Origin of the sequence: Paenibacillus lemnae (assembly GCF_012933385.1) — a bacterium.
GTDB lineage: Bacteria > Bacillota > Bacilli > Paenibacillales > Paenibacillaceae > Paenibacillus_AQ > Paenibacillus_AQ lemnae.
Window position 1 is genome coordinate 84,160 of sequence record NZ_JABBPN010000004.1, and the last position, 13,717, is coordinate 97,876.

Consider the following 13,717-nt stretch of genomic DNA (forward strand, 5'->3'; position numbering starts at 1 on the left):
TCAGAAGCTGTGCATTTTTAGCTTATACTGTAATTTAGTAAACAATCTTGATGGACAAAAGAAAGACAGGTGGAGCGTAAATCATGTCAGTCAACCTGGAATTAAAACAAAGTGCTGAACGGTTTATCCTGCAGTGTTATACCGAGCTTGACAAAACGTCAGATGACATTCAGCACAGAATAGACGAAATCACTGCCGAAATCATGGACAGCGGGACTTATGTACATACATACGAGGAACTGGAGCATGGTGCCAAAATGGCCTGGCGGAACAGCAACCGATGCATCGGCAGACTGTTCTGGGATAAGCTGCGGGTAACCGACGCAAGGCATGCCGAAACAGCCGGGCAAGCTGCCCGGCTGCTGATCCAACATGTGAATAAAGCCACTAATAGCGGGAAAATTATCCCGACCATTACTGTGTTTGGTCCGAAGCATCCCCAGAAGGAGCATCTGGTAATTAGGAATCACCAGCTTATCCGATATGCCGGATATGAAGGAAGAGATGGCATTACCGGAGACCCCGCTTCCCTTGAGTTCACTTCCCTGTGCCAATCATTAGGATGGAGCGGGACTGGCGGTGAGTATGATATCCTGCCTCTTGTCATACAACAGGGAGACCGCCGGCCGGCATGGTTTCCGATTCCCGAGGAATCCATCCTTCAAATCTCCCTGGCGCACCCTCACATTCCTGATTTTGAAAGCATGCAGCTGCAATGGTACGCGGTTCCGATCATATCCGATATGAATCTCGAAATTGGAGGTATAACTTACCCTGCTGCTCCTTTTAACGGATGGTACATGGGCACAGAAATTGGGTCAAGAAACCTGGCAGACAGCTTCCGCTTCAACAAGCTGCCGGTCATTGCAGATCATCTTGGATTAGACCGCAGCCGGGAAAGCAGCCTTTGGCGTGACCGTGCCCTGCTTGAGTTAAATACGGCTGTGCTTTATTCTTTCAAGCAAGCCGGTGTCAGCATCGTTGATCATCATACGGCAGCGATGCAGTTCCGGTCTTTTGAAGACCGGGAATACCGTTCCGGCCGGAACGTGACAGGCGATTGGAGCTGGCTTATTCCACCTATGTCTCCGGCAGCTACCCACATTTTTCATTCATCCTACGACAATGAAATGCTTAGTCCGGCCTTCCGGTATAAAGATTAATCCTGATCAGCAGCTTCAGCAGAAGATACGCGGGCAGCGGCGGCTTCATCCGCAAGCCAGCTTTCTTTCTGCTGGCGCCAGGATTGAATGTCTGAAATAACTCCCTCAGCACGGTCTGTCATGACCCCGATCAGATTCACGCCCTGCTCGCCAACCCGTTCAGCGGCTTCCTGTACCTTCTCGCCGACCTGACGCGCTCCAGCAGCAATATCACTGCGCAGTTCACGTCCAGACTTTGGTGCCAGCAGAAGCGCCGTTACAGAACCCGCAATACTTCCGATCAATGCTCCCCATAACAGTCCTTTGTTTCTTTCTTTCATGTCCCATCTCTCCTCTTCGATTACTCGGCTCGCCCGCCGCCGGACTTCGGTGAGCGTTGATTCCATGCATGCCAAAATGTCATTCCCGCATCAACCCAGCGAAACACCTCGCCCATGGTTCGTTCATTGTCCAGCCTGGCGCGCTCCAGATGTTCCACAGCTGCCTTGGCTGCGGTTTGGCTGACGGCGGACATGGCTTCCGCTGTCCTGGAAGCTGCCTGAACGACTTCCTGAACATGAGACGCAATGAATTCCCCGGCTGCAAGCGGACGCTGCACCGTCTCCAAGGTCAGTGAAACCTGCTCCAGCACCTGGACGGCTTGTTTGGACAGCTGCTTGTAATCGGCTTCCATATTGACAAGTGCGGCTTGCGCTTTCATAACCATGCGCCAGCATGTCAGACACAAGCCGGTTACCGCCGCTGCCATAACCAGAACACTGATCAGGATCACTGCCGTGCTCCATTCTGTCATACTTCTCACTCCCCTGCATCCGGCTGACCGGGCTAATGCCTAGTCGCATACTGCATTATAAGCAGGGCGGGCTTGACCTGACACTGCAAATGCAAAAAAGCCTTGACGCCAGTTTCCTTGCGTCAAGACTTTAGAATATTGTTCTCTCAACAGCCGCTTACAGTTCCCGTTTCAGATAGTCTCTAACCTCGGCTGCGAATGTCTCCAATACGACGGGCAGCTCGACCGTCAGCGGGTGAAGACTTTGGCGCTCCCAGTCAAAGTACTCCTGAACCAGCGGTTTGCGGAGCCGGACCAGCCGGGTAAGCACTTCATGATTTGCAGCGGACATCACCTTTTCTTCGTGGATAATGTCCAAGATATCTTCATAACTGCTGGCATCGCGCATAATAAAACCGTCAATCAGATAGCTTCCGACATCTGTAACCACTTCAATCCCCAAATGGAGCGCACGTTCTTGAATAAAACCGCATCCGACGCCCCCATCCCATGAAGCTTCAGCATGTCGCAAGCCTGCGGCAATGTCCGGTATCGCGTTCAGTCTTCGTTCAATCTGTTCCTGATTTACATAATACAAAAGATCACCGCCTACTTCTCGAAATCAACGGCGAGGGTGTGATCCTTCACTTCGTTGATGTATTTAATCACTTCCTGGTGCACCGGATGAACCTGATAAGCCTGCAATTCTTCAAGGGACTCCACCTCAACGATCAAAGCCAGGTCATACGAACGCTCTGAACGGATGACATCGGCTCCGACTTCCAGGGAAAGAAGCTGTGGAATCTGTCCTTCCATATTTTTTAATACTTGTACCGTACGGTCAATGTTTTCTTCAGTAGGCTCTTTAAGTTTGAAAAATACGATGTGTTTAATCAAAAGTCATTCCTCCGTTACGGATTGATTTAACGATCTGTTCTATCATACCTCTCTCGAGAAAAAAAAGAAATTGCTAGGAACGGCTTGAATCCTTAAGGATAATTCACCTGCATAATATCCATAAAGGGAACCTTAATCAGCCCCTCATCGGTTTGTAAGTGTACCCTGCCTGTTCTTGGGTCCATGGTGACGATCATTCCCGTCACGGTTTCTTCCCAAGCCCAAACTGAGAGCACAATCTCTGACTTCTCATTATAGGCTTCTGTAAGCTGATTTCCGAGCTCTTCAAGCACAAACTCGTCTCTGGTAGGTCTCTTTGGTACTTTTGATTTAGCCACGCAGTAATCCTCCTGTATAGGTGTGCACTCTTAATTAAACGTATCATTCTGATATCATTTTTTAATCATCGCTTTAAACATGATACGCTACTCCGGTATCGCGTACAATAATTTCGACAATAAATGCAGTCTTTTTTACTTATCGAGCCGGAATTTGATAAGCATGTGTATTCTTTGTGTCCGTTATTAAAAAGTTGTCACTAACGAATGATAAACACTTATAACTTTAATTTTATACGGATTTTAATCGTTGTTTTTTTGAATACGAGTATAAACCTTTCACTATAATATATATAAACGAACTTTAAATCCATCTGCCTATTTTGGACTACACATCCATGCAATAACAAATAACTGCATTGGAAACAAATGATAAGGAGTGCCTATTGAAAGTACATTGTCGAATAATGTAGTATTGTGGTAAAAAAAGTCGGAGGAATTATGCCTACACAACCACAGCAAGAAAAACATTCAATCGAGGCGTGGTCCCTGATCAACCGAAAATATCTGGGGAAAGGCGTACGCGTAAAACGTTTCCGTAAACCCACCCGTTGTCAGATTCGCAACCGCGTACTGCTTGCCATCCTGATGGCCAACGATATCAAGCTGTCCCAACTGGCGGAGGAGCTTGGCGTCTCCTCACGAAGTGTGAGCGCATGGGTCTATGAGGGTCGTATTCCCGGCAAAAACAACTTGGAAAAAGCGTGCAATTTTCTTGGTTACCCTCGTCATATTCTGTTTCGCGAGGAACTTCTCGAGAAGTCGCCATTAATCTGCCAGCCGGAACCTTCACGCTTTATGAAAAGGACACTGACACGTTCGCCCGTCAGCAACCGGATTTTGACCGGCTTGTGCATGGTCCACGACCTGTCTGTAAGTGATGTCAGCCGCTGGATCGGCGTTCATCCGGGCACACTCCGGAAGTGGCTGCATCAGGGAACTCTGCCTTCCAATGCTTTTCAGGAAAAAGCCGAATCCTTCTTCAGGATTCCACGATCTGTTTTGTTTGCAGACTGTATTTTAAAAACAGATCATCAGATCAAAGCTCAGTCATAAATTATAAGCTCCAGGATGCCGCTTCGTGCTGCATGCTGGAGCTTTTTGTTATAATTGGGGCAAGGTAAGGGAATACAATGTTCAACATCCCTGCAAAGGAGAGAACGGTAAGATGGAGAAGGATATTGGACTATCTCTCGGGCTGCTGGCCGGTACAACATTCGGAAGCGGCATCGGATTTCTTTGGAACTGGCAGTCCTATGATTTGGTATGGAGCGTCAGCATATTTGGCATGCTTGGCATGTCAGCCGGACTGGGATATGCTTTATGGAGCCGCCGTTCACAGAAGATATCGTAAACGCCGCAAACAAACTTAACTCAAGCAAGTTACAACAGATTCAAGATGGTTCATTTGAGGTAATCCTATCTTTTATTCGAAAGGAGATGAACCCGCATGCAGGATGATCAAAACCGCTTAAATCCAAGCCCTCGCCAGGAGAGCATACTCGTCTGTGTGTCATACGGACCCAACTCTGAAAGACTGATCCGGCGAGGATGGGAACTGGCTAATGCCTTTCAAGCTTCACTCACAATTCTAACCGTTGATGCCCAGGATGATAACCAGTACAGTGAAGCCAGGGAAACCAACATGTCTCTATGGGAGTCATTGTCAAAGAAAATTCAAGCCGAATTTCTCGTTGCAAAGAATCGTTCTCGCAATGTAGCCAAAACGATAGCAGAAGCTGCAAAGGAGAAGCAGGTGACCCAGATTGTCATCGGACAATCTGCCCGAAGCCGGTGGGAAGAAATCGCAGGAGATTCAATCATCAACGGCATTCTCCGTGAAATTGAACATGTGGACATTCATGTTGTAGCAGTTCAACGTGAAATTCCGCTGCAGCAGGAGGATTACGAGCCCGGAGTTCAAGCCTATCTCGTGAAAGATGGAGAACAAGACATATTACAATTTGATCCTCCCGCGAAGGATGCTGTACAAGGACTGTTTTTTCAAAGCATTTACACGGACTTTAACAATGGTGTATTCAAAGTGACTGAACCCGGCAAAGTCACCAAATATCAAATATTCGATGGTACGGTAACTCGTAAACTATCGGAAACTTTCTCCCCATGACATAAAAAACCTCTTGAATTGTCATTACAGACAAATCCAAGAGGTTTTTTATTAAAAGGAATGCGGTCGAGAGGACTCGAACCTCCACGGGGGTTAGCCCACACGGACCTGAACCGTGCGCGTCTGCCAATTCCGCCACGACCGCATACTATGTATCTTCTTCAATAAAGATGAAGATATCAGGTGGTTTCAATCACCGTAATTAAGAGTATATCTGATTCATAAATTCAGTGCAAGAGTTTTTTTCTACATGTATTACATCAATCTTTTTCTCTCCATTTCATATGCACCTGCCGTATGCCGTCCACTTTCCACAAACGTTCGAACAAGGTATCGATTCCCTTGCTGTTGTGGGAATACACACGAAATTCCATAGAAATTTTGGAGGTATCGCCTTCCTGAATATCATCTTTAACAATCATCTGATCCACAGACATATTGGCTTTGTGCAGCAGTGCTGTAATAGTGCCTACTTCCACCGGACGATCCGCGGTTTCTATCGTAATTTTCAGTTGGCCTGATTTTCGAATGAACAGAAATTTAGACTCCAGTCGATTCAGCACCAGCGTGCTGATCAATACAATCGAAGTCGTGAGAACTGCAGGACCATAAAATCCGGATCCTACGCTTAAACCAATGCCAGCAGCTACCCAAAGTGTTGCCGCGGTCGTCAAGCCGGAAATGATATGATTGGATCTTCGCAAAATCGCTCCCGCTCCCAAAAAGCCGATGCCGCTTACAACTTGGGCCGACAGCCTTGCCGGATCGAAACGGGCATTGGGATGGTTAATGAGAGCGTTATCAAAACCGTATATGGAGGTCAGCATAATGAGTGTTGATCCTACCGCTACAAGAAGATGTGTCTTGAGTCCCGCCTGCTTGTTCCGCCGTTCCCGTTCCCAGCCGATCAGACCGCCCAGAAGCGCTGCCAGCAGTAATCTGATCAGCATCGTGCCGGTATCCAGATGAATAAGTTCTGTATACAGATGGATCCCCTCCTTACATAGATGCTTTAGATGGACTGCTCATGGTCTGCTCATCCTGCCAGCGCCACAATTCTTTGCTGGATGTGGAGATTCCAATGACCCCGCTTTTTAAGGCTGTATCAAAATCTTCAAAATCCACCATTAATCCGCCTGCGATGACCGGAACATCCACCTCTGTGCGGATACGGTCCATAATGCGTCTGCATACCATGCCGGGCAGCACTTCAATCGCATCGGGATCCGAGGCTTTGGTCATTTTAATGCCATTATCCAGGGAAACAGAATCGAAGACGAACAATCTTTGAATCGTCAGCAAACCCTGTTTCTTGGCTTCGATAATTGCTGTGTTTTTTGTCGTCACAATGCCGTCTATGCCCACCTTCTCTGCCAAATACGCCACTGCCGTCTTGTCTTTGCCAATCCCTTCGATCAGATCAAAGTGAACAAAGGAAAGCTTTCCGGCCTCCCGGATCTGCTCCACAATGGATTCAATGACAAAAATATCTGTTTTCAGAATAAATACGATATTGGATTCCGACTCCAGCACTGAAGGCAGTTCCTCTGCATTCATCAAAGATGTGATAATCGGTCTGCGTTTCAGGCAGTAAGAAATTCTCTGAGCACCGTTAACATTATGTTTAACACTGTTTTTCATCTTCATCACCTCATCGCCGGAATCAACTTCTCCAGTTCTCCTGTTGAAACGGCGTATTTGTTTTCCACAATGATCTTATCCGTATTTCATGTCAAGACAGCTGATGGCTTTGCAGATAAATATCGTGAACCGAAGTCATTACAAAATCCGGACGAACAGAAGCATGCTGCACTTCCTCGGCGCGAGTCACCCCGGTCAGCACCAGCGCCGTATTCATTCCCGCATTGACGCCCATCAGAATATCCGTTTCCAGCCGGTCCCCCGACATGAGACAATCTTCCGCCTGAACCTGAAGAATATCCAAAGCAGCCAGCACAGTATGCACAGAAGGCTTCCCCATAATGATATCCACTGTAATGCCTGTAGTTCCTTCGATTGCCCCGATCATGCCTGCCACATCCGGCACTTCACCCTCCGGCATCGGACATGTCCGGTCAGGATGCGTTGCAATCACAGCGGCTCCTTGCTTGATAGCCCGGAACGCAAAATTCAGATGTTTATAGTGAAAGTTCCGGTCCCACGATACGACAACGACATCTGTTTCTTCAGGTGAAGATGCAAACTGTATCCCGCTTCGGAGAAATTCGTCTTTTAGTACATCCTCACCGATCACATAAACGTGTGCATCAGGATGATTTTTTTGAAGATAATGAATCGTGACCAGCGCCGGGTTCAGAATATGCACAAGCTCCAGATCCAGACCAAAACCTTGCAGCTTTTTCAAATAATTCTCGCGGGAGTCGATGGTCTTGTTCGTCAGAAATAACAGTTTCTTGTCCAGTGACTGTAGATAACGTATGGTCTCTACAGCTCCTTCGATGGGATGGTCACCCAAATAAATTGTGCCGTCAAGGTCAAAGATGTACCCTGCAAATAAATCCATTCCTTCTCTCCTTTACCAGACATTATCATACAGCAAGGGATAAAAAAAAGAGAAGACCTCCGACGCTAAAACGCTTTCCATCACAAAGAAAGCGTTTTAGTTCGAAGGGCTTCTCATCATCTCTACCCGCTCTAAAACTTATACCTGTATACTACCTGCTGTTTAAGGCTTTGACAACACTTTTTTCTCCATCCAAAGCATTTGCATGCTATTCTGCAGGAGTTCCCTCTGCCGGTGCAGCTCATCTTGATCCCAATCCAACAGCTCACGCATCCTCTGTAAAATGCTATTCATCAGCTGTTCTGCCTTATGCCGGTTATATCGCATCCAGAGACTTCTGCGAAGCAGAAAATCAGCTGCCGATGTCGTCATTTCATGATGTACGGCATAGTGAAGCTCTGCCTCAAGGAGGCGTTGTTCTGCCGATTTAACTGAACCTTCTCGTTCCATATTTCGGAAAAGTTCTTCTGTACCAGAACCATAGCGGCCCAGCAGCTCCAGACTCACATCAATATGGATACCAAGCCTGCGACCCTGCTTAATGACCGCTTTTTTAAAGGCATAATAATCTGCATGCAGACTGCCTTCCGGTATACTTCCACTTAGGCTTCGTCTGTCGGTGGTACAAGGCGGATAAATCGTTCTGTTTTCTTCCTGAAGGCGTTCTGCAACTAGATTGACCGCCGCCTCTGCATGTTTGCGAAAACCTGCTGCACGGTCACACGACACAATAATCCTGCTGTTGTCTTCTGACGTTAAGATATCTCTCCCCTTGCCTGAACCTTCGTCAACGGGGGAGCTCCTGACGTTTCTGACTGCTGCCCAGCAGGATTCCACTTCGGAAGATTGAAGTTGAATATCCTTAAAGGCATGATGAACTTTATTGATGAGCATCTGCAGTTCCGCTTCGGATAATCCAGGATATTCACTACTATTCGAAACATCGGAGGTGACCTGGGTACTGACAATCACTTTCCCGGATCGAGGGATGACACTTAGCATATCCTGATCCGGCATCTTGTAATAACACGCTTGATGAACCGGCAGCTGCCGGCTGTCTAACACCATATGCACAGATCGACAGGCATAAGCTGCTTGATTCCATTCAGAACCGTCACCACCCCGTCCTTCTTCCGGATGTGACTCCCTGGCATCGATAATGTGTGAAGCAGATATGGCATAAGATTTTCCGCTTAGACGGTCGGTGACGGTTACGCCGGAAAGCTTGCCTCCCCACGAAAGCCACTGATTCACCTCGGCATAGTTTATGATCATGGCTCCGTGATCCCTGGCGCTTTTCAGCAGTTCCACAGCCAAACGGGCTTCACTGATCATGTAATCATTGTAAAATTCCGCACATATTAATCCTTTTTTCTTCAGGAGCGGCTCCATGTCTAATGCTTCATCTCTTCGTATCATCCTCCGGCGCTCGCTGCTTTTGACCCGGGCCAGCCGATCGTACATATTTAACCCAGCTGTATTTGCCCAGTAATTCCGAAACCCTTTGGTATAGACAGGAACAAGCACCGGAACCGGATCCAGCAGGTGAGGAGCCGCATGCTGCAGAAATTTCATCTCGGCGGAGGAATCGCGAACTGTTCGGAAATCTTCCTGCTTCATATAACGCAAACTGCCATGAAGCAGTTCCGGCGGCCGCCCGTCATACTCCACGGCAAAATCCTCTTCTGCAATCAAACCGGTTGTCATACCGCGGGTACTGGCATCCCATGCTGTACATGCAGCGGTTACTCCGCTTCCAATAACGAGGAGGTCCAGCTTCTGTTCAGACATCTCCTCAAGCCATAATGTTCGGTCCTGTGCTGAAAATCTGGTTCCCACTGACCTTCCTCCTTTTCCGGCACGGGGAGAAGATAACGTTTTTGGATACAAAAAAACCCCCTCAGCTGGATACACACTGCAAACACAGTATGTACCAGCCCAAGAGGTCTCCGTCATCTCCGCCACTTTGTGCTAAGTCATATTACAGCCATTATATGCCTATAAGGAATAGAAGTCCACCTGCTGCATGGAGCGCATTGTATTATTGCCCCACTTGATTTCGGTAGCTTCGGGGCGAAATTCCCGTTATTTTTTTGAACACTCTTGAAAAATAGAAAGTATCCTTGTACCCCAGCGCTTCTCCTACTTCTTTCACAGTCATCTCTGTGTTCAGCAGTATATTTCGGGCCTCTGAAGCACGAAGCCGGTGAAGAAATTCGTTTAAAGGATAGCCGGTATACTCATATACGATTCTCCGCAGGGTAGATACGGAAATATGGTGCCTGGCTGCCATCTCCGCCGCTTCCTGACGCAAATGCAGTGACTGGGATATATCGCCGATGACTTTCAGCGCAAAGCTCTCCCGATTGCTCTCTTCGCTCTGATCAGACTGGCATACCAAATCGTATAAAAAGCCTTCGAGCATCAGTACCGCCCGGTCCATGTTGCTGGGAACGCCGCTGTCCATCAGCTTGAACATCAGCTCCATCCGGTGTATCAGAGAATCATCGAATTCCGCATGCTTAACAGTACCCGGAAGATGAAGCCAGTTCTCCAGCCATTCTTCGATCCGGTGTCCGGCTACGGTGAAATAATATTCATCCCAGTATCCTTCTTCATATGGTCCGTAGTTGAAAACGGCTCCCGGAAACAGGCAAAACCAGCTTCCTCCCTCCACTTTTTGAGGCTCTCCATCATCCACCTGGTAATAGCCTGAGCCGCCTGTAATCATCACAAACGCCCAGTGGCGGAACTCAGCCTGGTGACGCTGGGGTGTTCTTCCCGGCAGATGACCGCCATTAACCATCATCAGGGACTTGATTTTTTGTTTGCTGGAATCCATCTTGGGATTGAACACCCGGATGGGATGAGAACTGATCATATAGTCCATGTATTTTGTCATCCTGAACATTCTCCCTCAAAAATAACTGTGCTAAGTTATTAGTGTTTGAACAAATATAACATATCTGCGCCTATGACTCTATGAAATGATCACCTGTCACAGCGCACATCATGAAAGGATGTTAGGTACCGATGAGCATTGTTAAAATTGGATTGATCGGAAGCGGCTCTATCTCCGAATCCCACCTGCAGGCCTATAAAGCAAATCCAAAGGTACAGTTGGTGGCCATCTGTGACCTCAATGAAGAAAGAGCCCGTCAAAAGGCTGAAAAATTCAACATTCCAAACGTGTATACCGATTATAATAAACTGCTCGGCAATTCCGAAGTGGAAGCAGTCAGCATTTGTACCTGGAACAATTCTCATGCCGAAATCAGCATTGCCGCACTGCGTGCCGGAAAGAACGTTCTTTGTGAGAAGCCGCTTTGCAAAACGGTGGATGAAGCACTGCAGGTTGAGCAGGCTGTCCGGGAATCCGGAAAGTTTCTGCAGGTTGGCTATGTGCGCCGTCACGCGTCCAGCATCGGGGTACTAAAAAAATTCATCGATGCCGATGATTTAGGCCAGATTTATTTTGCAAAGGCTAGTCTCATTCGTCGTCTTGGCAATCCTGGCGGCTGGTTCGCTGACAAAGAACGCTCTGGCGGAGGTCCGCTGATTGATATCGGTGTTCATGTTATCGACCTGTGCTGGTATCTCATGGGCAAGCCGAAGGTGAAGTCTGTCAGCGGCAATACATACAACAAGCTGGGCAACCGTTCCAACATCGAGAATCTGGACTTTTATAAAGCGGCTGACTATGATGCTTCCCTCAACACTGTCGAAGACATGGCCAATGCGCTGATTCGTTTCGAGAATGGTGCATCCCTTATGGTCGATGTGAGCTTCACGCTTCATGCAAAAGACAACTCGGCACAAGTGAACATCTACGGTGACAAAGGCGGTGCAGAGATTGAGCCTAAACTTGCCATCGTGACAGAACGCCACAACACAATGATCAATATTGATCCTCAAATCACTTCTCCGGGCTTTGAATTCCAGGGTGCGTTTAACAACGAAATCAATCATTTCGTGGACAGCTGTCTCGGCTTGACTGAAACGAACAGTCCGGTCGAAGATGGTGTTGAGATGATCAAAATTCTGAATGCAGTCTACCAATCCGCTGCCGAAGGCCGCGAGATTCACTTCGATTAAGGGGGAGCTCTAATCATGCCATTGAACAACAAGATCGGTGTTATTGTAGACAGCTTCGGCGTCGGTGTTCGTGAAGGTCTGATCAAGGCCAAGGAGGTTGGTGCGGACGGCGTACAGATTTATGCCGTTTCCGGCGAGATGGACCCTGCCAATCTGACCCCCGCTAACCGCAAGGAACTTCGAGATTATATCGATGGACTGGGACTTGAAATTTCCGCTTTATGCGGCGATCTGGCTGGCCATGGCTTTCAGGATGGAGAAGCTAATCCCGGTAAGGTGGAGAAATCCAAGCGAATCCTGGATTTGGCGCTTGAGCTCGGCAGTTCGGTCGTGACCACCCACATTGGCATTGTTCCCGATGATAAGAACGGACGGATCTATGGTGCCATGCAGCAGGCTTGTGAAGAGCTTGGCGTGTATGCCAAAAGCATGAATGCCTATTTTGCGATTGAAACCGGACCTGAGCCGGCCTCTCATCTGAAAAGCTTCCTGGACAGTCTGAGCACGAACGGCGTATCCGTCAACTTTGATCCGGCAAACATGGTCATGGTGACTGGAGACGATCCTGTAGCAGGCGTCAAGCTGTTAAAGGATTATCTCGTACACACTCATGTGAAAGACGGCAGACGTCTGCGTCCGGTCGATCCGCGGGACGTATACGGGTTCCTCGGATACGGTGCCATGGATCATGAGAAAATCGCGGAGATGGCTTCTTCCGGTGCCGCTTTTGAAGAACTGGCACTGGGCGAAGGTGATGTGGATTTCCCGGCGTACTTCGCTGCACTTCAGGAGATCGGCTATAACGGTTATCTCACCATTGAACGTGAAGTCGATAAGCAGCCGGAAGCTGATATCCGCAAAGCCGTACAATTCATTAAAACTTTCAAGGCATAACTGCCTGATCCGGAGAGGAGAACATCACATGAAATTAGGAGTCAGCTCATACAGCTTGTTTCAAGCTATGAATGCAGGACGGATGAATATTTTGGAGGTCATCGACTGGGTTGCTGAAATCGGGGGCGAACATATCGAAATCGTTCCAGGACTCGGTTACAATTTTCAAGACCAGCCGGATTTGGAGCAGCAGATCATTGACAAGGCGAAATCGGCCGGCATTGAAATTTCCAACTATGCTATCGGCGCCAACTTTATTACGGAAACGGATGAACAGTATGAGGCAGAGATTGCAAGGGTGATCGCAGAGGTGGATCGTGTACACCGTCTAGGCGCCAAGCTGATGCGTCATGATGTGGCCTCACGCCCGGACACCTCCATCGCCAATTTCAATCAGGATCTGGAGAAGGTCGCAGCTGCCTGCCGCCGCATCGCTGATCATGCGAAGCAGTTTGATATTACGACGAGTCTTGAAAATCACGGATACTATGTTCAAGCCAGCGACCGGGTTCAGAGCGTCATTCATGCGGTCGACCGGCCGAACTTTAAAACAACCCTGGATGTCGGCAACTTCGTCTGTGTGGATGAGGATCCGCTCTCTGCAGTCAAGAAAAATCTGCCTTATGCATCCATGGTTCATATAAAAGATTTCTACATCCGTCCGTCTACCCGCAATCCGGGTGAAGGCTGGTTTAAAAGCTCCGGAGGCAGCTATCTTCGCGGAGCGATTGCGGGCCATGGAGACCTTGATATGTATGAAATCATTCGCAGCGTGAAATCTTCCGGCTATAACGGCTTCCTTTCGATTGAATATGAAGGCATGGAAGAATGTACAAAAGGCACCAAAATTGCCTTCGACAATGTAAAGCGCATTTGGGATGAAGTATAAAACTTTAGCAGCATGAA

Annotated in this window: 17 protein-coding genes and 1 tRNA gene; 7 read left to right on the top strand and 11 right to left on the bottom strand. The window is 48.0% G+C overall.

All coding sequences use genetic code 11. The annotated features are described in order from the left end of the window. Window positions 1–83: 83 nt before the first annotated feature. Entirely contained in the window at window positions 84–1,163 is a 1,080-nt protein-coding gene (locus tag HII30_RS06385) for a nitric oxide synthase oxygenase (protein WP_169504194.1), read from the top strand. Here the strand turns inward: HII30_RS06385 and HII30_RS06390 are convergent. The 5 genes from HII30_RS06390 to HII30_RS06410 form a co-directional block, all read right to left on the bottom strand. Continuing rightward, the gene (locus HII30_RS06390) at window positions 1,160–1,483 is read right to left on the bottom strand and encodes a YtxH domain-containing protein (protein ID WP_169504195.1); all 324 of its coding nucleotides are present in this window, start codon (window positions 1,481–1,483) and stop codon (window positions 1,160–1,162) included. The two genes, HII30_RS06385 and HII30_RS06390, sit on opposite strands and share 4 nt — an antisense overlap. A gap of 20 nt (window positions 1,484–1,503) precedes the next feature. After that, entirely contained in the window at window positions 1,504–1,956 is a 453-nt protein-coding gene (locus HII30_RS06395; protein WP_169504196.1) for a DUF948 domain-containing protein, read from the bottom strand. Between the two features lie 157 nt (window positions 1,957–2,113). Then, window positions 2,114–2,533: a DUF86 domain-containing protein gene (locus HII30_RS06400; protein WP_169504197.1), complete on the bottom strand. Its 420-nt coding sequence runs from the start codon at window positions 2,531–2,533 to the stop codon at window positions 2,114–2,116. Between the two features lie 11 nt (window positions 2,534–2,544). Further along, window positions 2,545–2,832, bottom strand: coding sequence for a Dabb family protein (locus tag HII30_RS06405; protein ID WP_169504198.1), 288 nt, complete (start codon window positions 2,830–2,832; stop codon window positions 2,545–2,547). Between the two features lie 92 nt (window positions 2,833–2,924). Continuing rightward, window positions 2,925–3,170 (bottom strand): YolD-like family protein, encoded by a 246-nt coding sequence (locus HII30_RS06410; protein ID WP_169504199.1) that lies wholly within the window; start codon window positions 3,168–3,170, stop codon window positions 2,925–2,927. A gap of 441 nt (window positions 3,171–3,611) precedes the next feature. Between HII30_RS06410 and HII30_RS06415 the strand changes: the two genes are divergently transcribed. From HII30_RS06415 to HII30_RS06425, 3 genes are all read left to right on the top strand, one after another. Then, the gene (locus HII30_RS06415; RefSeq protein WP_169504200.1) at window positions 3,612–4,226 is read left to right on the top strand and encodes an XRE family transcriptional regulator; all 615 of its coding nucleotides are present in this window, start codon (window positions 3,612–3,614) and stop codon (window positions 4,224–4,226) included. 112 nt (window positions 4,227–4,338) lie between these two features. Next, window positions 4,339–4,524 (top strand): hypothetical protein, encoded by a 186-nt coding sequence (locus HII30_RS06420; RefSeq protein WP_169504201.1) that lies wholly within the window; start codon window positions 4,339–4,341, stop codon window positions 4,522–4,524. Between the two features lie 96 nt (window positions 4,525–4,620). Continuing rightward, window positions 4,621–5,298: a universal stress protein gene (locus HII30_RS06425; RefSeq protein WP_169504202.1), complete on the top strand. Its 678-nt coding sequence runs from the start codon at window positions 4,621–4,623 to the stop codon at window positions 5,296–5,298. A 61-nt stretch (window positions 5,299–5,359) separates the two neighbouring features. Here the strand turns inward: HII30_RS06425 and HII30_RS06430 are convergent. The 6 genes from HII30_RS06430 to HII30_RS06455 all read right to left on the bottom strand — a co-directional run bounded on the left by HII30_RS06430 (window position 5,360) and on the right by HII30_RS06455 (window position 10,724). Next, a tRNA-Leu gene (locus HII30_RS06430) sits at window positions 5,360–5,443 on the bottom strand. A gap of 115 nt (window positions 5,444–5,558) precedes the next feature. Beyond that, window positions 5,559–6,248, bottom strand: a complete 690-nt coding sequence (locus HII30_RS06435; protein WP_169504203.1) for an MgtC/SapB family protein — start codon at window positions 6,246–6,248, stop codon at window positions 5,559–5,561. A gap of 49 nt (window positions 6,249–6,297) precedes the next feature. Then, the gene (locus HII30_RS06440; protein WP_169504204.1) at window positions 6,298–6,945 is read right to left on the bottom strand and encodes a glycerol-3-phosphate responsive antiterminator; all 648 of its coding nucleotides are present in this window, start codon (window positions 6,943–6,945) and stop codon (window positions 6,298–6,300) included. A gap of 85 nt (window positions 6,946–7,030) precedes the next feature. Next, window positions 7,031–7,822 (bottom strand): HAD-IIA family hydrolase, encoded by a 792-nt coding sequence (locus HII30_RS06445; protein WP_169504205.1) that lies wholly within the window; start codon window positions 7,820–7,822, stop codon window positions 7,031–7,033. 162 nt (window positions 7,823–7,984) lie between these two features. Beyond that, window positions 7,985–9,661 carry an FAD-dependent oxidoreductase gene (locus HII30_RS06450; RefSeq protein WP_169504206.1) on the bottom strand — a complete coding sequence of 559 codons (1,677 nt, stop codon included), beginning with the start codon at window positions 9,659–9,661 and terminating at the stop codon, window positions 7,985–7,987. Between the two features lie 202 nt (window positions 9,662–9,863). After that, window positions 9,864–10,724, bottom strand: coding sequence for a helix-turn-helix domain-containing protein (locus tag HII30_RS06455; RefSeq protein WP_169504207.1), 861 nt, complete (start codon window positions 10,722–10,724; stop codon window positions 9,864–9,866). 131 nt (window positions 10,725–10,855) lie between these two features. Between HII30_RS06455 and HII30_RS06460 the strand changes: the two genes are divergently transcribed. Genes HII30_RS06460 through HII30_RS06470 form a run of 3 tightly spaced genes read left to right on the top strand, consistent with a single transcriptional unit; the run spans window position 10,856 to window position 13,700 of the window. Then, window positions 10,856–11,917 carry a Gfo/Idh/MocA family protein gene (locus tag HII30_RS06460; RefSeq protein ID WP_169504208.1) on the top strand — a complete coding sequence of 354 codons (1,062 nt, stop codon included), beginning with the start codon at window positions 10,856–10,858 and terminating at the stop codon, window positions 11,915–11,917. A 15-nt stretch (window positions 11,918–11,932) separates the two neighbouring features. Further along, on the top strand, window positions 11,933–12,811 hold the full coding sequence (locus HII30_RS06465; RefSeq protein WP_169504209.1) for a sugar phosphate isomerase/epimerase family protein: 879 nt from the start codon (window positions 11,933–11,935) through the stop codon (window positions 12,809–12,811). A gap of 28 nt (window positions 12,812–12,839) precedes the next feature. After that, window positions 12,840–13,700: a sugar phosphate isomerase/epimerase family protein gene (locus tag HII30_RS06470; protein WP_169504210.1), complete on the top strand. Its 861-nt coding sequence runs from the start codon at window positions 12,840–12,842 to the stop codon at window positions 13,698–13,700. Window positions 13,701–13,717: the final 17 nt, after the last annotated feature.

Bases quoted from the DNA above. Each gene is read 5' to 3' on its own strand.
- HII30_RS06385 (WP_169504194.1), top strand. From the start codon at position 84: ATGTCAGTCAACCTGGAATTAAAACAAAGTGCTGAACGGTTTATCCTG.
- HII30_RS06390 (WP_169504195.1), bottom strand. From the start codon at position 1,483: ATGAAAGAAAGAAACAAAGGACTGTTATGGGGAGCATTGATCGGAAGT.
- HII30_RS06395 (WP_169504196.1), bottom strand. From the start codon at position 1,956: ATGACAGAATGGAGCACGGCAGTGATCCTGATCAGTGTTCTGGTTATG.
- HII30_RS06415 (WP_169504200.1), top strand. From the start codon at position 3,612: ATGCCTACACAACCACAGCAAGAAAAACATTCAATCGAGGCGTGGTCC.
- HII30_RS06420 (WP_169504201.1), top strand. From the start codon at position 4,339: ATGGAGAAGGATATTGGACTATCTCTCGGGCTGCTGGCCGGTACAACA.
- HII30_RS06425 (WP_169504202.1), top strand. From the start codon at position 4,621: ATGCAGGATGATCAAAACCGCTTAAATCCAAGCCCTCGCCAGGAGAGC.
- HII30_RS06435 (WP_169504203.1), bottom strand. From the start codon at position 6,248: ATGCTGATCAGATTACTGCTGGCAGCGCTTCTGGGCGGTCTGATCGGC.
- HII30_RS06440 (WP_169504204.1), bottom strand. From the start codon at position 6,945: ATGAAGATGAAAAACAGTGTTAAACATAATGTTAACGGTGCTCAGAGA.
- HII30_RS06445 (WP_169504205.1), bottom strand. From the start codon at position 7,822: ATGGATTTATTTGCAGGGTACATCTTTGACCTTGACGGCACAATTTAT.
- HII30_RS06455 (WP_169504207.1), bottom strand. From the start codon at position 10,724: ATGACAAAATACATGGACTATATGATCAGTTCTCATCCCATCCGGGTG.
- HII30_RS06460 (WP_169504208.1), top strand. From the start codon at position 10,856: ATGAGCATTGTTAAAATTGGATTGATCGGAAGCGGCTCTATCTCCGAA.
- HII30_RS06465 (WP_169504209.1), top strand. From the start codon at position 11,933: ATGCCATTGAACAACAAGATCGGTGTTATTGTAGACAGCTTCGGCGTC.
- HII30_RS06470 (WP_169504210.1), top strand. From the start codon at position 12,840: ATGAAATTAGGAGTCAGCTCATACAGCTTGTTTCAAGCTATGAATGCA.